The 22,664-nt window shown below is 69.5% G+C and carries 15 protein-coding genes; 6 read left to right on the top strand and 9 right to left on the bottom strand.

The window, feature by feature from the left end; genetic code table 11:
• Window positions 1–161 precede the first annotated feature (161 nt).
• From ACIREI_RS35755 to thyX, 3 genes are all read right to left on the bottom strand, one after another.
• Entirely contained in the window at window positions 162–1,847 is a 1,686-nt protein-coding gene (locus ACIREI_RS35755; RefSeq protein WP_403342047.1) for a ribonuclease J, read from the bottom strand.
• Between the two features lie 154 nt (window positions 1,848–2,001).
• Window positions 2,002–2,901, bottom strand: a complete 900-nt coding sequence (gene dapA / locus ACIREI_RS35750; RefSeq protein WP_062701884.1) for a 4-hydroxy-tetrahydrodipicolinate synthase — start codon at window positions 2,899–2,901, stop codon at window positions 2,002–2,004.
• A 212-nt stretch (window positions 2,902–3,113) separates the two neighbouring features.
• Window positions 3,114–3,854, bottom strand: coding sequence for an FAD-dependent thymidylate synthase (thyX, locus tag ACIREI_RS35745; protein ID WP_403342044.1), 741 nt, complete (start codon window positions 3,852–3,854; stop codon window positions 3,114–3,116).
• A 209-nt stretch (window positions 3,855–4,063) separates the two neighbouring features.
• Between thyX and ACIREI_RS35740 the strand changes: the two genes are divergently transcribed.
• On the top strand, window positions 4,064–4,300 hold the full coding sequence (locus ACIREI_RS35740; RefSeq protein WP_128435319.1) for a hypothetical protein: 237 nt from the start codon (window positions 4,064–4,066) through the stop codon (window positions 4,298–4,300).
• Between the two features lie 91 nt (window positions 4,301–4,391).
• Entirely contained in the window at window positions 4,392–4,946 is a 555-nt protein-coding gene (locus ACIREI_RS35735) for a PH domain-containing protein (RefSeq protein WP_403342041.1), read from the top strand.
• Between the two features lie 105 nt (window positions 4,947–5,051).
• On the opposite strand, the gene ACIREI_RS35730 is transcribed toward ACIREI_RS35735, so the two are convergent.
• The 6 genes from ACIREI_RS35730 to eccD form a co-directional block, all read right to left on the bottom strand.
• A complete protein-coding gene (locus ACIREI_RS35730) occupies window positions 5,052–5,504 on the bottom strand; it encodes a hypothetical protein (protein ID WP_403342038.1) in 453 nt (150 codons plus the stop codon).
• A 14-nt stretch (window positions 5,505–5,518) separates the two neighbouring features.
• A complete protein-coding gene (gene dapB / locus ACIREI_RS35725; RefSeq protein ID WP_403342035.1) occupies window positions 5,519–6,271 on the bottom strand; it encodes a 4-hydroxy-tetrahydrodipicolinate reductase in 753 nt (250 codons plus the stop codon).
• Window positions 6,272–6,299: 28 nt separating this feature from the next.
• The gene (locus ACIREI_RS35720) at window positions 6,300–7,679 is read right to left on the bottom strand and encodes a M16 family metallopeptidase (RefSeq protein WP_403342032.1); all 1,380 of its coding nucleotides are present in this window, start codon (window positions 7,677–7,679) and stop codon (window positions 6,300–6,302) included.
• The gene (locus tag ACIREI_RS35715; protein ID WP_403342029.1) at window positions 7,676–9,898 is read right to left on the bottom strand and encodes a polyribonucleotide nucleotidyltransferase; all 2,223 of its coding nucleotides are present in this window, start codon (window positions 9,896–9,898) and stop codon (window positions 7,676–7,678) included. The genes ACIREI_RS35720 and ACIREI_RS35715 overlap by 4 nt, the downstream gene beginning before the upstream one ends.
• A gap of 331 nt (window positions 9,899–10,229) precedes the next feature.
• A complete protein-coding gene (gene rpsO, locus ACIREI_RS35710; RefSeq protein WP_403342026.1) occupies window positions 10,230–10,517 on the bottom strand; it encodes a 30S ribosomal protein S15 in 288 nt (95 codons plus the stop codon).
• A 196-nt stretch (window positions 10,518–10,713) separates the two neighbouring features.
• Window positions 10,714–12,171 (bottom strand): type VII secretion integral membrane protein EccD, encoded by a 1,458-nt coding sequence (gene eccD, locus ACIREI_RS35705; RefSeq protein ID WP_403342023.1) that lies wholly within the window; start codon window positions 12,169–12,171, stop codon window positions 10,714–10,716.
• A gap of 284 nt (window positions 12,172–12,455) precedes the next feature.
• On the opposite strand from eccD, the gene eccCa reads away from it, so the two are divergent.
• From eccCa to ACIREI_RS35685, 4 genes are all read left to right on the top strand, one after another.
• Window positions 12,456–16,397, top strand: coding sequence for a type VII secretion protein EccCa (gene eccCa, locus ACIREI_RS35700; protein WP_403342020.1), 3,942 nt, complete (start codon window positions 12,456–12,458; stop codon window positions 16,395–16,397).
• A 179-nt stretch (window positions 16,398–16,576) separates the two neighbouring features.
• Entirely contained in the window at window positions 16,577–16,963 is a 387-nt protein-coding gene (locus tag ACIREI_RS35695) for a hypothetical protein (RefSeq protein ID WP_403342017.1), read from the top strand.
• Between the two features lie 139 nt (window positions 16,964–17,102).
• Window positions 17,103–17,420, top strand: a complete 318-nt coding sequence (locus ACIREI_RS35690) for a DUF397 domain-containing protein (protein WP_403342014.1) — start codon at window positions 17,103–17,105, stop codon at window positions 17,418–17,420.
• Between the two features lie 587 nt (window positions 17,421–18,007).
• Entirely contained in the window at window positions 18,008–22,645 is a 4,638-nt protein-coding gene (locus tag ACIREI_RS35685; protein ID WP_403342011.1) for a toxin glutamine deamidase domain-containing protein, read from the top strand.
• Window positions 22,646–22,664: the final 19 nt, after the last annotated feature.

Here is a 22,664-nt window from a genome sequence, read left to right as displayed (position 1 = left end):
GGGCGCGGGGGGGGGGGGGGGGGGCGGCCCCCCCCCCCCCCCCCGCGCGCGGGGGGGGGGGGGGGGGGGGGCCCCCCCCCCCCCGGGGGGGGGGGCCCCCCCCCCCCCCCCCCCCCCCCCCCCCCGCTCCGGGTTCACACGGTCGTGCGTCCGACGGACCGTCAGACCTCCACCACGACAGGGAGGATCATCGGCCTGCGTCGATACGTGTCCGAGACCCACTTACCCAGGGTGCGGCGCACCAGCTGCTGCAGCTGGTGGGGTTCGACCACTCCGTCCTGCGCCGATCGCTCCAGCGTCTCCGTGATCTTCGGGAGGACGTCCCCGAAGGCGGAGTCCTCGATGCCGGAGCCGCGGGCCTGAATGTGCGGGCCGCCGGTGATCTTGCCGGTGGAGGAGTCCATCACCACGAAGACCGAGATGATGCCCTCGTCGCCCAGGATCTTGCGGTCCTTGAGGGCCGGCTCGCCCACGTCGCCGACCGAGAGGCCGTCGACGTACACGTAGCCCGCCTGCACCTTGCCGGAGATCTTCGCCTTGCCCTCGATGAGGTCGACGGCGACGCCGTCCTCGGCGATGACGATCCGGTCGTGCGGAACGCCGGTCAGGGCGCCCAGTTCGGCGTTGGCGCGCAGGTGGCGCCATTCGCCGTGCACCGGCATCAGGTTCTTCGGGCGGCAGATGTTGTAGAAGTACAGCAGCTCGCCGGCCGAGGCGTGACCCGAGACGTGGACCTTTGCGTTGCCCTTGTGGACGACGTTCGCGCCCCATCGGGTCAGGCCGTTGATGACGCGGTAGACCGCGTTCTCGTTGCCGGGGATCAGGGAGGACGCCAGGATCACGGTGTCGCCCTGGACGATCCGGATCTGGTGGTCCCTGTTCGCCATCCTCGACAGGGCTGCCATCGGCTCACCCTGCGAGCCCGTGCAGACCAGCACGACCTCGCTGTCCGGGAGGTCGTCGAGCGTCTTGACGTCCACGACCAGGCCCGGGGGGACCTTCAGGTAGCCCAGGTCCCTGGCGATGCCCATGTTGCGGACCATCGAGCGGCCGACGAAGGCGACCCGGCGGCCGTACTCGTGGGCCGCGTCCAGGATCTGCTGGATGCGGTGGATGTGGCTGGCGAAGCTCGCCACGATGATCCGCTTGCGTGCGCCCGCGAAGACCTGGCGCAGGACGTTGGAGATGTCCCGCTCGGGCGGGACGAAGCCCGGGACCTCCGCGTTCGTCGAGTCCGAGAGAAGGAGGTCGATTCCCTCCTCGCTCAGCCGGGCGAAGGCGTGGAGGTCCGTCAGGCGGTTGTCCAGCGGGAGCTGGTCCATCTTGAAGTCGCCGGTGTGGACCACCATGCCGGCGGGTGTGCGGATGGCTACCGCCAGGGCGTCCGGGATGGAGTGGTTGACCGCGACGAACTCGCAGTCGAAGGGGCCGATGCGCTCGCGGTTCCCCTCCATCACCTCGAGGGTGTACGGGCGGATGCGGTGCTCCTGGAGCTTGGCCTCGATGAGGGCGAGGGTCAGCTTGGAGCCGATCAGCGGGATGTCCGGCTTCTCGCGCAGGAGGAAGGGGACGCCGCCGATGTGGTCCTCGTGGCCATGGGTCAGGACGATGCCCTCGATGTCGTCGAGGCGGTCCCGGATGGACGAGAAGTCCGGCAGGATCAGGTCGATTCCGGGCTGCTCCTCCTCCGGGAAGAGCACTCCGCAGTCGACGATCAACAGGCGGCCGCCGTACTCGAAGACCGTCATGTTTCGGCCGATTTCGCCGAGGCCGCCGAGCGGGGTGACCCGCAGGCCGCCCTCGGGGAGCGGCGGGGGCGCGCTGAGTTCAGGATGCGGATGACTCAAAAGACTCTCCTCACCACGCGCGCCACGTACCGGTCGGGCACGTGGCGCGCGTGACGTTCGTGCAGAAGCAGTTGTCGTTGTGGGGTGCAGGCACCGGTGGCCCGCTTATTCAGTTGTGAAGTCTGGTGCGCGCCCGGGCGCGCGAAGTCTGGTGCTAGAGCTGTACCCCGCCGGCGGCAAGATCGATCTTGAGCTGCTCGATCTCCTCGGGCGAGCACTCCGCCATGGGGGCGCGCAGCGGTCCGGCGGGCAGGCCCTGGAGGGCGAGCGCGGCCTTGGTGGTCATGACGCCCTGGGTGCGGAACATGCCGGTGTAGACCGGGAGCAGCTTCTGGTGGATCTCGGTGGCCTTCTGGACGTCGCCGGAGACGTACGCCTCGACGAGCGCGCGCAGGTCCGGGGTGACCACGTGGCCGACGACCGAGACGAAGCCGACCGCGCCCACGGAGAGCAGCGGCAGGTTCAGCATGTCGTCGCCGGAGTACCAGGCGAGGCCGGAGCGGGCGATGGCCCAGCTGGCGCGGCCGAGGTCGCCCTTGGCGTCCTTGTTGGCGACGATCCGGGGGTGCTCGGCGAGGCGGACGATCGTCTCGGTGTTGATCGGGACGCCGCTGCGGCCGGGGATGTCGTAGAGCATGACCGGCAGCTCGGTGGCGTCGGCGATGGCCTTGAAGTGCCGGTACAGGCCCTCCTGAGGGGGCTTGTTGTAGTACGGCGTGACGACCAGGAGGCCGTGTGCGCCCACCTTCTCCGCCGTGCGGGCGAGCTCGAGGCTGTGGTGGGTGTCGTTGGTGCCGACACCGGCCACGACGTGGGCTCGGTCGCCGACGGCCTCCAGTACCGCGCGCACCAGGTCCGATTTCTCCGCATCGCTGGTGGTGGGGGACTCGCCGGTGGTGCCGTTGATGATCAGGCCGTCGTTGCCTGCGTCCACCAGGTGCGTGGCGAGCCGCTGCGCGCCGTCGAGGTCGAGTGCGCCGTCCGCCGTGAAGGGCGTGATCATGGCGGTGAGGACCCGCCCGAAGGGGGTCTGCGGAGTGGAGGTCGGAGCCATGGGTTACACGCTACTCGTTGCGCACGGCCTGGTCTGCCCTCGGGGGGTGCGGAAAAGTCCGGACAAAGATGGAGCCCGGCACTGCCTGCTCGGGGGTTCAAGCAGTGCCGGGTCCGTTTGATCAGGCTAGATGAACTTCTCTAAATGCCGCAATACGGACACCTCCTGGGGCTGGTCCGTGCGGCCGTGCCCGGCCGGGGAACGTGGGTGCGTTACGGCGCCACACGGCCGTTCGCATTGAAGGCGGCGTACGTCAGGGGCATGAGCTTGGCCCACTCCGCCTCCATCTTCTCGCCGACCATCTCGATCTCCCGCTGCGGGAAGGACGGGACCTTCGCCAGCTCGTGCTGGGTGCGCAGACCGAGGAAGTGCATCAAGGAGCGGGCGTTGCAGGTGGCGTACATCGAGGAGAACAGGCCGACCGGGAGGACGGCGCGGGCGACCTCGCGGGCGACGCCCGCGGCGAGCATCTCCTGGTAGGCCTCGTACGACTCGCGGTACGAGTCCTCCATGACGCGGCCGACCAGCTCCTGCTGGGCCTGGGTGCCCTCCACGAAGACGTACTTGCCCGGGCGGCCCTCCTGGACCAGCTTGCGGGACTCGTCGGGGACGTAGAAGACGGGCTGGAGCTCGCGGTAGCGGCCGCTCTCCTCGTTGTACGACCAGCCCACGCGGTGCCGCATGAACTCGCGGAAGACGAAGATCGGGGCGCTGATGAAGAAGGTCATCGAGTTGTGCTCGAAGGGGCTGCCGTGCCGGTCCCGCATCAGGTAGTTGATCAGGCCCTTGGAGCGCTCCGGGTCCTTCTGCAGCTCGTCCAGGGACTGCTCGCCGGCGGTGGAGACGCGGGCGGCCCACAGCACGTCGGAGTCGGCCGCGCTGTGCTTGACCAGCTCGACGGTGACGTCACTGCGGAAGCTGGGCTTGAGGTCGTCGGCGGGGGTGTCGGTCACGGCTCGGAGGGTCCTTCCATCACTTCTCTCGGGCGGCGCCCACTCTACGGCCCGGCACTGACAACGGGGCGTTCGGTGCCGGGTCGCGACATACGTCGGCGAACTTCGGCGAATTTCTGTGAATTCGGCGAAACCGGGCACCTTTTGGGGCACTCGCCCGTCTGTGTTGGTGACGGTCACCCATACGATCCCGAGAGGAGAAGCCCTCGATGTTCCGTCGGCGCGAGCCGGTCCCCTTCGCCTTCCTTGCCGAGGCCGACAGGTTCCGCAGTGATGTCACTCCCCCGCCCCGTGAGCGGGCGTCCGCCGGTCAGATAGCCGGACGCTGGCTGCTGGGCCTCACCATCGTCGCCGCGCTGGTCGGTTCGCTGGTGGTCGGCATGCCGGCGCTGTCCACGGACACCGCCACGCAGACCCAGCAGTCACAGGCGTCCCAGGGGCGCTGACCTCATCCGGCCCCCCAAGGGTGGTGAGCAGGGACACAGGTCGATAGCCTCACCGGGCACAGCCCAAGCATGGATTGAGTGAGGACCAGCCGTGCCCCTGCCCTTCCTGACGGCCGACCGCGCATTCGAGGCAGCCGATGACGTCGCGCTGCCCTTCGAGGACCGTGACCGCTGGCGGCGCCCTTACCGTCCCGGGCCGTGCCGGGTGGGTGTGGCGGCGCTGTGGTTGCTGCTCGCCTCGTACGTGCTGTTCGCGGCCGTCATCATCGCCCTGACCGGGACCCTGACCGAGGCGGGCGCCATCTTCGGTATCGCGCTGCTCGTCATCGCCGGCGCCCTGCGGCTGCTGCGCATGGGTGTGTGGGTGAGCCCGCACGGGCTGCGCCGGGTGAGCTTCCTCGTCACGCGTACGGTGCCCTGGGAGCAGGTCGTCGCCGTGCGGACGGTGCAGCAGCCGGTGCGCTGGCTGGGATTGCCGCGCACCGTGCAGGGGCAGGCGCTGATGCTCGTACGGCGGGATCGGGCGGCGGATGACATGCCGACGCTGATGACCACGCACAATGCGGACTTCCTGGGGCGGGTCGCGGCGTTCGACCGGGCCACCGACGCGGTCGAGGCGTGGGCCGCGGAGAACACGCGCGGCTGAGCCCGGCAGGTACGCCGAAGGGGCCGGTCCGCGGTCAGTGCGGGCCGGCCCCTTCGGCGTACGGCTGAGGAGTCGCCACAGGGCTTGGGCGGGCTGTCCCAGGGCTCAGGCCTCGACGGTCCTGCCGTCGTGCAGGGCGATGGCCCGTTGCATCGCCTTGCGGGCGCGCGGGGTGTCGCGGGCGTCGTGGTAGGCGATGGCGAGGCGGAACCAGCTGCGCCAGTCCTCGGGGGCCGCCTCCGTCTCGGCCTTGCGCCGGGCGAAGACCTCGTCGGCCGAGTCGCGGTCGATACGGCCGCTGGGGGTGCGCTTCAACTCGTCGACGGGCAGGCCGCCCTCGGCGTCGAGTTCGGCGGCGAGAGCGTTGGCCCTGCGGACGAACTGGGTGTTCTTCCACAGGAACCAGACACCGATCACCGGCAGGATCAGCACCGCCACGCCGAAGGTGACGGTGAGGACCGTGCCGGACTGGATGAGCATCACGCCACGGCTGCCGACCAGGACGAAGTAGACGACCAGGACGGCGGCCGTTATGGCGTAGGAGAGTTTCGCGCGCATCGGTGAGCCTCGTGTCAGCCGAGGTCCAGGAAGTGCTCCAGGCCGAAGGTCAGGCCCGGAGTGGTCACCACGCGGCGCGCGCCGAGCAGGATGCCCGGCATGAAGCTGCTGTGGTGGAGGGAGTCGTGGCGGACGGTGAGGGTCTCGCCCTCGCCGCCGAGGAGGACCTCCTGGTGGGCCAGGAGGCCGCGCAGGCGGACGGCGTGCACCGGGATCCCGTCGACGCTGGCACCGCGCGCGCCGTCGAGGGCCGTCTCCGTGGCGTCCGGCGCGGGGGCCGTGCCGGCGGCGCGGCGGGCCTCCGCGATGAGCTGGGCGGTGCGGGTGGCCGTACCGGACGGGGCGTCCACCTTCTTCGGGTGGTGCAGCTCGACCACCTCGACCGACTCGAAGTAGGGCGCGGCGATCTGCGCGAACTTCATCGTCAGGACGGCCCCGATGGAGAAGTTCGGCGCGATGAGCACGCCGGTCTCCGGGGACTCGGCCAGCCAGCCCTTCAGCTGCGCGAGGCGCTCGTCGGTCCAGCCCGTCGTGCCGACGACGGCGTGGATGCCGTGGCCCACGCAGTAGTCGAGGTTGGCCATCACCGAGTCCGGCGTGGTCAGTTCGACGGCGACCTGGGCGCCCGTCTCCGCCAGGGTCTCCAGCTTGTCGCCCCGGCTCAGGGCGGCGACCAGCTCCATGTCCTCGGCGGCCTCGATCGCCCGTACGGCCTCGGAGCCGATGCGGCCCTTGGCACCGAGGACCGCCACGCGCAGCTTGCTCATCTCTTGTGCTTCCTTCACCAGGGGATTGTCAGGCGACCGCGTCGTGCAGCCGGGACGCCTGCTTGTCCTTCAGCGGGCCGATGACCGACAGCGAGGGCCGCTGTCCCAGGATCTCGCGGGCGACCGAGCGGACGTCGTCCGGGGTCACGGCCGCTATCCGGGCCAGCATGTCGTCGACGGACATCTGCTCGCCCCAGCACAGCTCGCTCTTGCCGATGCGGTTCATCAGCGCGCCGGTGTCCTCCAGTCCGAGGACCGTGGAGCCGCGGAGCTGGCCGATGGCGCGGCCGATCTCGTCGTCGGACAGGCCGTGCTCGGCGACGTGGTCGAGTTCGTCGCGGCAGATCTTCAGCACGTCGTGGACCTGCGAGGGCCTGCAGCCCGCGTACACGCCGAACAGGCCGCAGTCGGCGAAGCCGGAGGTGTACGAGTACACGCTGTAGGCCAGGCCGCGCTTCTCGCGGACCTCCTGGAACAGGCGGGAGGACATGCCGCCGCCCAGCGCCGTGTTCAGGACGCCCAGGGCCCAGCGGCGCTCGTCCGTGCGGGACAGGCCGGGCATGCCGAGGACGACATGGGCCTGCTCGGTCTTGCGGCCGATGAGCTCGACGCGGCCCGCGGTGCGCAGGGCGCGGCGGCCCTCGCGCGGGCCGATGGGCGTGGCGTCCAGGTTCTTGAAGGCGCCGGCCTTCTCGAAGGCCGCGCGGACCTGTCGTACGACCTTGTTGTGGTCGATGTTGCCCGCGGCCGCCACGACCAGGTGGGTCGGGTCGTAGTGCTTCTTGTAGAAGCGGCGGATGCGGTCGGCGGTGAGGGCGTTGACCGTGTCGACCGTGCCGAGGACCGGGCGGCCGAGGGGGTTGTCGCCGAACATGGTGTGCGCGAACAGGTCGTGCACACAGTCGCCCGGGTCGTCCTCGGTCATGGCGATCTCTTCGAGGATGGCGCCCCGCTCGACGTTGACGTCCTCTTCGAGGATGAGGGAGCCCGTCAGCATGTCGCAGACGACGTCGATCGCGAGCGGCAGGTCGGCGTCGAGCACGCGCGCGTAGTAGCACGTGTACTCCTTCGCCGTGAAGGCGTTCATCTCGCCGCCGACGGCGTCGATGGCGGAGGAGATGTCCAGCGCCGACCTGCGGGTGGTGCCCTTGAAGAGCAGGTGCTCCAGGTAGTGCGTGGCGCCGTTCAGAGCCGGGGTCTCGTCGCGGGAGCCGACGTGCGCCCAGATGCCGAAGGTCGCGGAGCGGACCGAGGGCAGGGTCTCGGTGACGATGCGCAGGCCGCCCGGGAGGGTCGTCTTGCGGACCGTACCGATGCCGTTCATGCCCTTGATGAGGGTTTGGGTACGGGCGACGGCCCGCGCCTCCGAAGAGGTGCGGGCCGTCGTCGTGGAGCTACTCGACGTCACTTGTCGGTGTCGTCCTTCTTGTCGTCCTCGGAGCCTTCTTCGCCCTCGATGACCGGGATGAGCGACAGCTTGCCGCGGGAGTCGATCTCGGCGATCTCGACCTGGACCTTCTGGCCCACGCCGAGGACGTCCTCGACGTTCTCCACGCGCTTGCCGCCGGCCAGCTTGCGGATCTGCGAGATGTGCAGCAGACCGTCCTTGCCGGGCAGGAGCGAGACGAACGCACCGAAGGTGGTCGTCTTCACGACCGTGCCCAGGTAGCGCTCGCCGACCTCGGGCATCGTCGGGTTGGCGATGCCGTTGATCGTGGTGCGGGCGGCCTCGGCGGACGGGCCGTCGGCGGCACCGATGTAGATGGTGCCGTCGTCCTCGATCGTGATCTCGGCGCCGGTGTCCTCCTGGATCTGGTTGATCATCTTGCCCTTGGGGCCGATGACCTCGCCGATCTTGTCGACCGGGATCTTCACGGTGATGATCCGCGGGGCGTTCGGGGACATCTCGTCCGGCGTGTCGATCGCTTCCATCATCACGTCGAGGATGTGGAGGCGGGCGTCACGGGCCTGCTTCAGGGCGGCGGCCAGGACGGAGGCCGGGATGCCGTCCAGCTTGGTGTCGAGCTGGAGGGCGGTCACGAACTCCTTCGTGCCGGCGACCTTGAAGTCCATGTCGCCGAAGGCGTCCTCCGCACCGAGGATGTCGGTGAGGGTGACGTAGTGCGTCTCGCCCTCGATCTCCTGGGAGATCAGGCCCATGGCGATACCGGCGACGGGGGCCTTCAGCGGCACACCGGCGTTCAGCAGCGACATGGTGGAGGCGCAGACCGAGCCCATGGACGTCGAGCCGTTGGAGCTCAGCGCCTCGGAGACCTGGCGGATCGCGTAGGGGAACTCCTCGCGCGTCGGCAGGACCGGCACGAGGGCGCGCTCGGCGAGGGCGCCGTGGCCGATCTCGCGGCGCTTCGGGGAACCGACGCGACCGGTCTCACCGGTGGAGTACGGCGGGAAGTTGTAGTTGTGCATGTAGCGCTTGCGGGTCACCGGGGAGAGGGTGTCCAGCTGCTGCTCCATGCGGAGCATGTTCAGGGTGGTGACGCCCAGGATCTGGGTCTCGCCACGCTCGAACACCGCGGAGCCGTGCACGCGCGGGATGGCCTCGACCTCGGCGGCCAGGGTGCGGATGTCGGTGACACCGCGGCCGTCGATGCGCTTCTTCTCCTTGATGACGCGCTCACGGACCAGGGTCTTGGTCAGCGAGCGGTACGCGGCGGAGATCTCCTTCTCGCGGCCCTCGAACTCCGGCAGGAGCTTCTCGGCGGCGAGCGCCTTCACGCGGTCCAGCTCGGCCTCGCGCTCCTGCTTGCCGGCGATGGTCAGCGCGGAGGCGAGCTCCGGCTTGACCGCGGCGGTGAGCGCCTCGAGGACGTCGTCCTGGTAGTCCAGGAAGATCGGGAACTCGCCGGTCGGCTTGGCGGCCTTCGCGGCGAGGTCGGCCTGGGCCTTGCACAGGACCTTGATGAAGGGCTTCGCGGCGTCCAGACCGGCGGCGACGACCTCCTCGGTCGGGGCCTCGGCGCCGCCCTTGACCAGCTGGATGGTCTTCTCGGTGGCCTCGGCCTCGACCATCATGATCGCGACGTCGCCGTCCTCCAGGGTGCGGCCCGCGACGACCATGTCGAAGACGGCGTCCTCGAGCTCGGAGTGCGTCGGGAAGGCCACCCACTGGCCGTTGATCAGCGCGACGCGGACGCCGCCGATCGGGCCGGAGAAGGGCAGGCCGGCCAGCTGCGTGGACGCGGAGGCGGCGTTGATCGCCACGACGTCGTACAGGTGGTCGGGGTTGAGCGCCATGATCGTGGCGACGACCTGGATCTCGTTGCGCAGGCCCTTCTTGAAGGACGGGCGCAGCGGGCGGTCGATGAGGCGGCAGGTGAGGATGGCGTCCTCGGAGGGACGGCCCTCACGGCGGAAGAAGCTGCCGGGGATCTTGCCGGCGGCGTACATCCGCTCCTCGACGTCCACCGTCAGGGGGAAGAAGTCGAGCTGGTCCTTGGGGTTCTTGGAGGCGGTGGTGGCCGACAGCACCATGGTGTCGTCGTCCAGGTACGCCACGGCGGAGCCGGCGGCCTGCTTGGCCAGGCGGCCCGTCTCGAAGCGGATGGTGCGGGTGCCGAAGGAGCCGTTGTCGATGACGGCCTCGGCGTAGTGGGTCTCGTTCTCCACTAGCGTTTTCTCCGTTACTTGTCGTCTTTTGTCCCGTCGCTGCCCGTGTGGCAGGGGGACGGTGGCGGAGAAGCGCTCCGTGCGGTGCGGGCCGGTCTTCGATCGAAGCACCCGGGGCTCACTTCCCCCGGGGGCCACTACCGAGGACCGGCGGCGGCTAGGCGCGCTTCTCCTCTTCTTGTCGTGCTGTGTCGTCCGTATTGCGTTGTGCTACCACACTACAAAGCGTGTGTGACACTCCGCATGTTTCCGCACGCACGGTTGACGTTCCGCACGTACAGCAAAGGGAGCGGCTCCCGATCTCTCCGGGAACCGCTCCCCTCACGGCGTCTTACTTGGCGCCCGCCGCACCACGGCGGATGCCGAGGCGGTCGACCAGCGTACGGAAGCGCTGGATGTCCTTCTTCGCCAGGTACTGGAGAAGGCGGCGACGCTGACCGACCAGGATCAGCAGACCACGGCGGGAGTGGTGGTCGTGCTTGTGGGTCTTGAGGTGCTCGGTCAGGTCCGAGATACGGCGCGAGAGCATGGCGACCTGGACCTCGGGGGAGCCGGTGTCGCCCTCCTTCTGGCCGAAGTCGGTGATGATCTGCTTCTTCGTAGCGGCGTCGAGCGGCACGCGTACTCCTCGTAGTCTTTGAGTGGCCACCGAGTGCCCCCGGTCTTTGTCTCGGGGGAGCTTCCGTTACTCGGGAGGCGGGGTCCGCTGGGCGCATCCCCCAGGTGAACCCGGGGGCGCGTACACAAACGGCCGTTGCACAGCGTACCAGCACACGGGCACGCCCTTGACAGGCGGTCCCGCGGCGCCGCCCCGGTCAGAGACCGCCGCGGACCTTGGCGTAGATGTCGAGGACGGCCAGGCAGATCGGGACCAGGGACAGCAGCACCAGCGAGTCGGCGAGGTCGAGCATGCGGCCCCAGAAGGGGGAGAGCCCCTTCTTCGGCACGATCAGGGCGATCGCGATCAGGAGCAGCACGCCGACGCCGACCGAGGCGCCGAGCCACAGGGTCCGTACGTTGACCGGGCCGGAGTTGTTCTGGAGCAGCTCCATGATGATGTCGGCCGGGGGCGAGATCGCCAGGCCGAGGACCAGCAGGGCGAGCGTGACGACACCGGCCACGAACAGGCAGGTCACCTGGGCGGTGTAGCGGAACAGGCGGGCCCGCAGCATCGCGGCGAGGCCGGTGCACAGGGCGAGCAGCTGGGCCCAGCCGCTGCTGCTGAAGCCGAGCACCGCGCCGCCCGCGCCGATGATGACGGCGGCGCAACCGCCGACCAGGCCGAGCAGCAGTTCGTGGCCGCGGCTGGTCTGGGCGACGATGCGCTGGACGTCGACGGCCTCGAGGTCGCCCTCGTCGCCCTCGCGACGGGCACGGGCCAGGTCCTCGGGGTTGCGGAAGCCGATCGGCAGCTTGGCGAAGCGGGCCGACCAGCCGGGCAGGAAGCCGACGACCGCGAGGGCGACGACCGAGGTGCCGGCGGCGATCTCGCGCGGCTCCGCCTCGGTGAGCACCCCGCAGAACACGGCGAGCGTGCCGATCGCGGAGGCCAGCGCGGCGGCCACGAACGGGGCGTCGCCCTGCGGCAGCAGCATGATCAGTACGACGGAGAAGAGCAGTACGGCGACGCAGCCGACGAGGAACTGGATCCGGCCGGGGCCTTCACCCGGGTCCTGGGCGATGGCACCGGAGCCCGCGATGAGCGCGTGCGGCAGCGCCGAGATGCCGAGCGCGACGGCGGAGCCCCGGTCGTCGTACACCCGGGCCCGTACGCCGGCGAGTGCCGTCAGGGCGAGCGCGGTCACGCCGGCGAGGATGCCCTGGAGGCCGTGCATGTCGTGCCGGATCGGGTCCGCGAACCAGAAGACGAAGCCGAGCATGACCAGCAGCAGCGACCCCGCGACGAGGCCGGCGACCCGCATCAGGTTGTCGTTCCAGCTGCGCATGTCCTGCTTGACCGCGGCGGCGATCGCGTCCACCACGTCGTCGTGGACGGCCGGTGGCAGCGAATCGGCGAAGGTGCGCAGCAGCAGCACCTCGCCGTCCCTGACGCGGTGCTCGAGCAACGAACGGCTCGCGTCGAGCACTTGGCCCTCGCGGGTCACAAGGTGATAACCGGCGGGGCTGGTGTCCGACTGGACCAGGCCCGAGAGCCTGATGATCTCGGGAAAGAGGTCCTGGATCGGCAGGTCCTCCGGCAGCGCGACATCTACACGGCTGTCCGGTGCTGCGATGGTGATTCGGCAGAAACCTGTCGAAGTCCCCGTGCTCACCTGGTGTTCCCCCTGCTAGACAAGGCTTCCTCGCGCCGCTCGTACGACGCGGAGCGCCACCATATCCGTTGCCGTACCGGCCACAGGACCTACCTCCCCCATTCCTCCCAGGACCTGCGCCGCATCTCCATCCGCCTGCCTCACTCGGGCACTGAGCGCATCAGTAGGATCGACGCCTACGCGAACGACGCCTACGCGAACGAGAAACCATCTCGGCACAGCGGTACACGGGGGCGTCGGTGCCAGGACGTATCACGTATCAATCGCGAAGGATGAGTGCATCGGTGAGCGTCGTCATCATCAAACGACCACCGCGGACAGTGCCACCGGCCGTCCCGGACGGCGAGGTCAAACTCGAGACGCCGCCCGAGATTCCGCGCGAGGGCGACGACAGCATGCTGATGAACATGCTGCCCATGATGGGCATGCTTGGTTCCGTCGCCTTCTTCTTCACAGCCGGCCAGTCCTACATGAAGGTCGTCGGCGGGCTCATGCTCGCCTCGACCCTGGCCATGATGATCGCCCAGTTCGCGAAGGCCCGTCAGGGGCCCGGCGCGGGGATGGCCCAGGACCGGCGTGACTACTTCCGCTATCTGGAGCAGGTCCGCAAGGACGTGCACAAGACGGCGGAACTGCAGCGGCGCAGCCAGCTGTTCCAGCATCCCGACCCGGAGCAGCTCTGGGCGGTGGCGGCCGACAGCAAGCGGCTGTGGGAGCGTCGGCCGGTCGACGCGGACTTCGCCTCCGTACGAATCGGCCGCGGCACCCAGCAGCTGAACACTCCGCTCGTGGCGCCGGAGACGGCTCCCAAGGACGAGTTGGAGCCGCTGACCGCGGCGGCCATGAAGGCCTTCCTCGACGCGCACGGCAGCCTGCACGACCTGCCCGTCTCCATCTCGCTGCGTGCCTTCTACCACGTGACGATCTGCGGAGAGACGGACACGGTCTACGGCAACGCCCGCGCGACCCTGTCCCAGCTGGCGACGCTGCACTCGCCCGAGGACCTGATGATCGCCGTGGTGGCGCATCCCTCCGCGGCGGCGGACTGGGACTGGATCAAGTGGCTGCCGCACAGCCAGCACCCGAAGGCGAAGGACGGGGCGGGTTCGGCCCGGCTCCTCTTCGACGACCTCGGCGAGCTGGAGGAGGCGCTCGCGGACCAGCTGGACGACCGTCCCCGCTGGAATCGTGAGGCGACCCCCGTCTACGACCAGCCGCATCTGATCGTGGTGCTCGACGGCGGCACCGTGCCGCCGGACTCCGAACTCGCCGGCGCCGAAGGCCTCCAGGGCGTCACCTTCCTGGAGATCGCCCCCGGCGAACTGGAGGAGGAGCTGCGGGCCGGTCTGACGGCCTATGTGAAGCCGGACCGGATGCGGCTGTTCGTCGGCCACGAGTCGGCCTACACCGGCAGGCCCGACGTGCTGAACCCGGCGCAGGCCGAGTCCCTGGCGCGGCAGTTGGCCCCGTTCCGGGTCGGCTCGGCGGAGGAGGGCGAACCCCTCCTGTCCAACCTGGACTTCACCGACCTCATGGGTATCGGCGACGCGGGGACGGTCGACGTCTCCCGCACCTGGCGTCCGCGCACGCTGCACGAGCGGCTGCGGGTGCCGATCGGTGTCGGCGAGAACGGCGAGCCGGTCATGCTGGACCTCAAGGAGGCCTCGCAGGAGGGCATGGGCCCGCACGGTCTGTGCGTCGGCGCCACCGGTTCCGGCAAGTCCGAGGTGCTGCGCACGCTGGTGCTGGGCCTCGCGGTCACGCACTCCTCGGAGACGCTGAACTTCATCCTCGCGGACTTCAAGGGTGGTGCGACCTTCGCGGGCATGGCGGACATGCCGCACACCGCGGCCGTCATCACCAACCTCGCCGACGACCTCACCCTCGTCGACCGCATGCGCGACTCGATCATGGGTGAGACGCAGCGCCGCCAGGAGCTGCTGCGCTCGGCCGGCAACTACGCCAACCTGCACGACTACGAGAAGGCCCGGGCCGCGGGCGCCGCGCTGGAGCCGATGGCCTCGCTGGTGATCGTGCTCGACGAGTTCTCCGAACTCCTCACGGCCAAGCCGGACTTCATCGACATGTTCATCCAGATCGGTCGTATCGGCCGATCGCTGGGCATCCACCTGCTGCTGGCCTCGCAGCGCCTCGAAGAGGGCAAGCTGCGCGGCCTGGACACCTACCTGTCGTACCGGATCGGTCTGCGGACGTTCTCCGCCGCCGAGTCCCGTACGGCGATCGGTGTCCCGGACGCCTACCACCTGCCGTCGATCCCCGGTTCCGGTTACCTGCGCTACGACACCGACACCATGGTCCGCTTCAAGGCGGCGTACGTGTCGGGCCCGTACCACGGCGAGGGACCGTCCCGGGTGCACCGCTCCACGCAGCTGCGCCCCGCGCTGTTCTCGGCGGAGCAGGTGGCGCTGCCTCCGCAGCCGGTGATCGAGGAGCCGGAGCCCGACAACCGGGTGGACGACGCGCTCGCCGACACCGTCCTGGACGTGCTCGTCGGCCGCATGATCAACCAGGGCCCGCCCGCCCACCAGGTGTGGCTGCCCCCGCTGGACGAGGCGCCCTCGCTGGAGCAGCTCCTCCCCCAGCTCGCCGTCAGCCCGGAGCGCGGCCTGACCGCGCCCGACTACACGGCGCTCGGCCGGCTCAACGTGCCGGTCGGCCTCGTGGACAAGCCGTTCGAGCAGCGGCGTGACGTGCTGTACCGGGACTTCGCGGGCGGTGCCGGTCACGGTCTGTTCGTCGGTGGTCCGCAGTCCGGCAAGTCGACGCTGCTGCGCTCGCTCATCTCGTCGTTCGCGCTCACCCACACCCCCTCCGAAGTGCAGTTCTACTGCCTGGACTTCGGTGGTGGCGGTTTGATCTCGATGGAGGAGCTGGCGCACGTCGGCGGTGTCGCGAACCGTCTCGACGCCGAGAAGGTGCGTCGTACGGTCAGCGAGGTCGAGGGGATCCTGAACGCGCGCGAGGAGTACTTCCGCGCGAACAACGTCGACTCGATCCAGACCTACCGTCAGCGTCGCAACGCGGGACAGCTGCCGGACCAGCCCTGGGGTGACGTCTTCCTCGTCATCGACGGCTGGGCCACCTTCAAGACGGACTACGAGATGCTCGAGTCCACCGTCACGGAGATCGCCACGCGCGGTCTCGGCTTCGGTGTGCACGTGATCCTGACGGCGAGCCGCTACACCGAAGTGCGGCCCGCGCTCAAGGACATGCTGCAGAACCGCATCGAGCTCAGGCTCGGTGACCCGACGGAGTCGGAGATCGACCGCAAGGTCGCGCAGAACGTTCCCGCCACCGTCCCGGGCCGTGGTCTGACCCAGGACAAGCTGCACTTCATGGCGGCGCTGCCCCGCGTGGACGGCTCCTCGGAGACCGAGGACCTGTCCGAGGCGCAGTCGATCCTCATCCGCGGCATCAACGACAACTGGCAGGGCCAGCACGCTCCGGCGGTACGGCTGCTGCCCACCATGCTGCCGTCGGACCGGCTGCCCAAGGGCTTCGAGCACCCCGACCGCGGTGTCGCCATCGGCATCGACGAGTCGTCGCTCTCGCCGGTCTTCGTCGACTTCGAGACCGACCCGCACTTCATCGTGTTCGGTGAGAGCGAGTCCGGTAAGTCCGCGGTGCTGCGGCTGCTCATCAAGCAGATCTGTGAGCGGTACACGCCGGAGCAGGCGAAGATCGTCATGGGTGACTACCGGCGCGCCCACCTGGAGGGCGTCCCGGAGACGCACCTGTCGCGCTACTGCGCCTCGGCGCCGGCCCTGTCGGAGACGCTGGAGGGCCTGGCCGGCTCGCTCAGCCGCCGTATGCCGGGTCCGGACGTCACGCCCGAGCAGCTGCGCAACCGCAGCTGGTACAGCAGCCCGGACGCGTTCGTCATCATCGACGACTACGACCTGGTGGCGACCGGCGTGAACCCGCTGGCCCCGCTCCTGGAGTACCTGCCGTTCGCCCGTGACGTCGGCCTGCGCATCATCATCGCGCGTGCCTCGGGCGGTGCCAGCCGGTCGCTGTACGAGCCGGTGATGCAGCGCCTGCGTGAGCTCGGCGCCCAGGGCATCGTGCTCTCCGGCGACCGTGCGGAGGGCGCGCTGCTCGGCAACATCACGGCGACCCAACTGCCGCCCGGCCGTGGGTACTTCCACACGCGCCGCCGCGGTGGGCAGCTGATTCAGACGGGGTGGCTGCCGACTCGGTTCTGAGCGGCGGCGGCTCGGCGATCGGTCCGGCCGGAGGGGCGGCACCCGCTTGGGTGCCGCCCCTCTTCGTTGTCCGTGGGGCCGGGTGTCCGTGGGGGCTGGGTATCGTCCGGGCGCCGCCGTTAAGGTGGAGTCGCGACAGAAATGACGAGCCACGGGGGGCAGTTGTGCCGTCGGACTACATGGACTCCGATCCTGAGGTACTGAAGACCGAGGGATTCCACATGTTCAACACCGGTGTGGAGTTCGCCAAGGCCGTGAAGACGCTGACGATGGAGCTCGGCGCCCTTGAGAAGGGTGACACCCCGCCGTGGGGTGACGACGACATCGGCGAGAAGTTCGGGGTCGTGTACGAGGGTCTGCGCGACGGCATGTACGACTCGATGGGGAGCCTGGCGGAGCGGATCGCCGGGATGGGGGCCGCCCTGGCCAAGATGGGCGTCGCCCACGAGCAGAACGAGGCCGCGCAGGACGCCATCTGGAAGGACACGATGGCCCAGTACGACGGCCAGGTGAAGATGCCGCCCGGGGTCGCGTACGGCGAGATCCACACCCGGCCCTCGACCTGACGCCGGGCTCTTTAGCCGACAGCCTGAGGCCGGTCAACCTGATCCGAGCGCCTGATCCGCAACGCACCTGTGGCGGTCCACCCGCGCCAGTAGGGTGAGACACACACTTCGTTCGCACGTCAGGAAGAGGCCCAGCAGCATGACCGAGGCACGGGACAACGAGGTCGCGACTCAGGCCGAGGACATCAAGGCGCGTAAGGAACGGGAGCGCGACGAGCTCTACGCCCTCGACATCTCGGGAGTCGAGTGGCAATGCGCGCCCGGTACCGAGGAGCACGAGGAGCGCGTCGAGATCGCGTACCTGCCCGAGGGGGCGGTGGCCATGCGGTCGTCCCTGGACCCCGACACCGTGCTGCGGTACACCGAGGCGGAGTGGCGGGCGTTCGTACTCGGGGCGCGGGACGGGGAGTTCGACCTGGAGCCGACGCCGCAGAATGGTGGGGTGGTGGCGGAGTAGGGCGGCTTCGCGTGGATTCCGAGGACTCCGAGGGTTCCGCGTAGATGGTCCTACGGCCGTCGCCCACAGCAGCGGGCGGCGGCCGTTCTCGTGGCGGTTGGTCGAGCCGATGGAGCGGGGTCGGAGGCCCGCGCCCCCAGGACCCCGCAGACAATCCCCAGCATCAGGGCCGCCGTGACCCAGTATGCCTGCGCCCGCGCCGTGCCGACTCCACGCCAAGAGCGCAGGTACCGGCGGCGCCCCCTGGCGCCACGGCCCAACTGTGCCCCGGGGTACGGGCCTTTGAGCCGCAGGCGTCCCCTGCCGGCTCGGCGAGTCCGAGCGCGTGGAGGGGCACGTCGGCCGACCCGACGTCAAGGTACGCCGAAAGCACACCCAGAGCCGTACGCGGTGAACGGTCGGCGTCGTACCGCGCTCCTGCGGACAACCATGGCGGCCTGCAACGGACTTGTGACAGCAAACCCCTGAAGTCACCGGCAGGTGAGTCCGTAAACTTTGCGGACGGCTGTACTCCTGTGTGATTTCCCTTGGCTGGTGAGGGATGTGTACGGCCGTGCTGTCCGACGGGGGTGCTTTCTGCTGTGGCGATGATGTTGCCGGACGAGCTCGAGTGGGTTCTCCAGATGCTCGGCTACAAGTGGCCGACGGCGAACGAGGACAAGCTCAGAGAGTGCGCCACGGTGTGGCGGGAGTTCGGCGAGAAGGTCAACACGCTCCACACCAAAGCGAACACCAGCGCCCGCCAGGTCACCGCCCACAACGCCGGTGAATCGATCGACAAGTTCACCAAGACCTACGAGAAGTTCGACGGCGGAGGCGGCAACGACGGCTACCTCCGCAGCGCCGCCGAGGCCGCCTTCCTCATCGCGAACGTTCTGGAAGCCTGCGCCTACCTCGTCGAGTTCGCCAAATGGGCCGTCATCGCCCAGCTGATCGCCCTGGCCATCCAGATCGCCGCCGCCGCAGCCGCAGCCCCCTTCACCTTCGGTCTGTCCTCGGTGGCGGGAATGGGCGCCACCCAGGCCGCCCGCCTCATCGTCCGACGCCTCCTCGACGAGCTCAAACAAGCCATGTTCGAGGCGCTCATCGAGATGATGAAGGAACCCGCGATCTCAGCGGTCGAGGCGATGATCAGCGACCTCATCCGCCAGACCGTGAACGTCGGCTTCGGCGCCCAGGAAGGCTACGACGTCGGCGCCACCCTCAAGGCCGGCGGCGAGGCAGGCCTCGACGCCCTCCGGCAGAGCCCGCAGACCTTCGCCGAAGGCGTCCGCGACAGCCTGGGCCAGAAAGCCGGCAGCCGGGCCCGGGACGCCATCGACAGCCGCATCGACGGATACGACGGGCCGTCGGGGTCGGACTTTCCGGGGGGTGACACCGGTAGCGACTCCAGCAGCGGGTCGGAGAGTTCCAACTCCTCTTCGTCCGACTCCTCCTCGTCCCCCGATTCGAGTTCGTCGGACTCGGACTCCAGCACCTCGACGCGTTCGAGCAACGGCAACATCCCCGGCGCGAACATAGGCAGCGGCATATCCGCCGACACAGGCGGCAACGACATCCCGGCACCCAACATCGGCGCGGGCCCCGATTCCGGCTCCGGGCCGGGATCCGATTCCGGGAACTCGTCCTCCTCCGACAGCCCGTTCTCGCGGCCGACGCCCTCTTCAGGGCCGTCCCTGTCGGACTTCGACGACCCCTCGCCCAGCGGGCCCTCATCCAACGGCTCCGACTCCAACGGCTCGTCCAGCACCCCAAGTGCGTCCGGTCCCTCGCACTCCGGTGGCGGCTCCCATGTCTCGGGCCTGTCGTCCCCGAGCCCGCAGTCCACGCCCACGTCCGGGTCCACGTCGTCCGGCGGTACGTCGTCCTCACCGGAGGGCGGCTCGATCGGCACCCAGATCGACGGACTGGCCGCCAGCGCGCCCACGCAGTCCAACGCGGCGCCGACACCGACGGCGGACTCGTCGCCCTCCGGTTCCGGGGGCCGTCCGGACAGCGGCGGCTCGGGCATGCCTACGTCGCCCACGGCGCCCTCCACCGGGGGTGCAGCTCCGGGTGGGCACCACAGCCCGGGCGCCTCCGGCAGCGGTGCCTCCTCCGCCACGAGCCCGAATCCCAGCTCCGGTCCGGCGAGGAATCCTTCCGCCAGTACTCCAGGCACGCCTTCCGCCACGGGGACGGGGCCGGCCTCCACGCCGAGCTCTACCTCTCCTACAGCGCCGCGGAGTACGCCTGCAGCGACGCCGGACGGGCGCGTTCCGGGGACGGTGGCGGACGGCCGTACGCCGGGTACGCCCGCACAGAGCACGCCGGACGGCCGGATACCGACCCAGCGCCCCGGGGGCACGCCCCCGGGGGACGGCAGTACGCCACGGAACACCCCCGGCACGACGCCTGGCGACCGCACTCCGCCCCACAGCAACCCCGGTACCGCCGCCACGCCGGGGGACGGCGGCACGCCGCGCAACACCCCCGGGAGCACGACTCCGAACGACGGCACCTCCTCCCGCAACAACCCCGGCACGACGCCTGGCGACCGCACTCCCCCGCGCAACAGCACGGACTCGACCAGCGGCAGCCGTACCCACGCCCCGGGCCAGAGCCCGCGTACGACCACCGCCCACCAGAACCCGGCGCAGTCGACTCCCCCCAGGAGTGCATCGCCCTCCACGAGCACGCCCCCGACGTCGCCCTCCCCGTCCACCGGCAGCGGACCTGACCGCGCCTCGACACCGAGCAACAGCACCCCGAACTCCTCGACCCAGCCCGGCCCCGCCACGCACACCCCCTCCGCTCAGGGCACGCCCAGCACCCCGAACCAGCCGAACGCCGGCTCCACGCCCACCAGGCCGCCCCACCAGGCCCCAGGCAGCTCGCCGAACACCCCGAACCAGCCGGGTGCGCAGCCCAATACCCAGCAGCCTCCAGCCAACACGCCGAACCAACAACAGCAGCCTCAGGTCGTCCCGGTGCCGGTCCACCACGTGGTCACGACGCCGAACAACCAGGCCCAGCAGTCCACCCCCCATCACCCCGACCAGCAGGGTTCCTCGGACACCCCGAAGCCGAAGGACGCCCCCACCGCGGCCTCGCAGACCCGCAACACCAACCCGCCGGGCGGTGTCACCGACCCCACTCGCGCAGAACAGGGTGCCCTCGAGGACTCGGTCCCCCGAGACGAGAACGGCGACCCGACCCGACCGCCGAACCCGGCGGACGGCCGCTGGGTCGAGCGCATCAACGGCGAAGGCCGAGACGCCCCCGGCCGCAACAACAACTGCGTCGACGTGGCCCTGTCCACGGTGGACACCTACGCCGGCAACCCCACGGCCGCGGGGGCGCGTACCCCGGACCTGGACGCGGACGGCAACCCCTCGGACCGCGGCGAGAAGGGCGGCCGCGACCGCATCGAGAACACCCTCGGCGCCCGCTTCAGCGACATGGGCAACGGGCGCGACGCCTTCAACCGCCTGGAGAACACCCTCCGCAACAGCGGCCACGGCTCACAGGCCGTGATCATCACGCAGGACGCCAACGGGCGGGCCCACGCGTGGAACGCCGTCAACCACAACGGCAAGATCACCTACATCGACGCCCAGACGGGCCAGCAGAGCTCGAAGCCGCTGCACAGCGGGAACAACGGGGTCTTCGCGATTCCGCTGGACTCCAACCGGCAGCCGGTGCCCACCCATTCCTCGGAGTCCGGCCCGCGATCTCAGCCTGACTCCACCCGCCCCTGGTCCGCCACACCGGAGGAGGCAGGGCGGCGACCGAGTGCCGAGCCCGCGGGGCAGCCGGGTGATCCGGCCGGGAAGGACGACCCGCACCACTCGAAGGCCCCTGCGGACGGCACGGATTCCACGGACAAGGACGGCAAGAAGGATCCCGACGACCGTCCGTACACCGAGCCTCATGACCGGGGCACAAGTGACACAGCGGACGAGAGCCAGAGGGTCACCGAGGGCGGACCGGAGAGCGACACTTCCCGTACCCACGAGGACCGGGAGAAGCCCACCTCGCGGGAGTACGGCATCGAGCCCGACGCTCTCCAGCAAGGGCTGCGCGAGAACCGTGAGGTGCACCGAGTCGACCTGGACAGGGTCCACGAGAGCCTCGACCGCTGGACGCAATCCGGCGAACTCGCGCGTGTGCTTCGGGAGACAGAACGTGGCCCCGGCAACCAACCACACGCCTTCACCAGGGACCAGCTCAGCGATGGCCTGAAGGGCTTCGGCAATCTGTCCCGGGGCGAGCAGCAAGCCGTCGTGGCGTCACTGGCCAGGCTCAGCTTCTCGTTCCACCAGCAGCACAGCGTGGGCCAGAACCCCGAACGCGTACAGCACCCGTACCGTGAGCCCGGCGAGCCCGCACCCGAGCCGGGGACGAAGGACCGCGGGGGAAAGAAGTCAGGGGAGTCCCTGGGCGTAAAGCTGCATCGGAAGTTCGTCAACACGATGTTCAAAGCAGCGGAGTTCAAGAACCTTCACCAGGACCAGTCGGATGCACTGAGGCGCCACGGGCCCGACTTCTCCGGCAAGAACTTCGCCGTACTCGAAGTAAAGGGGCCACCGCCGGACCACGAGGTCACCTATGTCGTGGATTCATCCGTGCCCGCGTCGCTGCCGGGAGTCACACCCCGCCACTCGGAACAGCATTTGCTCGACTGGTTGCAGCGCGTGGACCCTGACGGCACCCAGTACACGCCTCTGGGCCTCTACACCGAGCGCGAACCATGTGGTCAGGGCCAGGGGCACATGAAGTGCTCCAACGTCCTGCAGCACGAGCGTTTCGCCGGTACCCCGATTCACTACAGCGCCACTTATCGGGACGATCCGGCCGGCGTGCAGCAACGCGATGCCATGCTTCCCGATAAGCAAGCAGCCGTCGACGCTGTGGGCGACCTGTCGGACCAGGAGGTGAAGGAGGAGCTGCGGCGTCGCGTGACCGAGAGGCTGGTTCCGGGTTCGAAGGCTCTCGACCCGAACCTCCAGAAAGTCGATGGCATGTCCGCAGAGGCTGCGCGGGCTCGTTTGGTGAACGAGGTCAAGAACGAACAAGACCGCCTGCGCGACGCCGTAGAGACCCATAAAGAGCGGGCGATCGACGCAGAAATGACCCGCCACATGGATGTCCTCGAACGGACGTGGGACAAACTCCGCCTCCAGCTTGTCCCGCCTGTCCCGGGTTCGCCACCGGGACAGACGCCCGAATCCGGCAACAACTGACCACGATTAGGCTGATCCT

Origin of the sequence: Streptomyces sp. NPDC093591, from assembly GCF_044764885.1 — a bacterium.
Taxonomy (GTDB): domain Bacteria; phylum Actinomycetota; class Actinomycetes; order Streptomycetales; family Streptomycetaceae; genus Streptomyces.
Note: the sequence above shows the minus strand (reverse complement) of the source record. Positions and strands in the feature narration are given on the sequence as shown.

Coding starts and splice junctions, on each gene's coding strand:
- ACIREI_RS35730 (WP_403342038.1), bottom strand. CDS start 5,504: ATGCGCGCGAAACTCTCCTACGCCATAACGGCCGCCGTCCTGGTCGTC.
- ACIREI_RS35695 (WP_403342017.1), top strand. CDS start 16,577: ATGGACTCCGATCCTGAGGTACTGAAGACCGAGGGATTCCACATGTTC.
- ACIREI_RS35740 (WP_128435319.1), top strand. CDS start 4,064: ATGTTCCGTCGGCGCGAGCCGGTCCCCTTCGCCTTCCTTGCCGAGGCC.
- dapB (WP_403342035.1), bottom strand. CDS start 6,271: ATGAGCAAGCTGCGCGTGGCGGTCCTCGGTGCCAAGGGCCGCATCGGC.
- ACIREI_RS35690 (WP_403342014.1), top strand. CDS start 17,103: ATGACCGAGGCACGGGACAACGAGGTCGCGACTCAGGCCGAGGACATC.
- ACIREI_RS35685 (WP_403342011.1), top strand. CDS start 18,008: ATGATGTTGCCGGACGAGCTCGAGTGGGTTCTCCAGATGCTCGGCTAC.
- dapA (WP_062701884.1), bottom strand. CDS start 2,901: ATGGCTCCGACCTCCACTCCGCAGACCCCCTTCGGGCGGGTCCTCACC.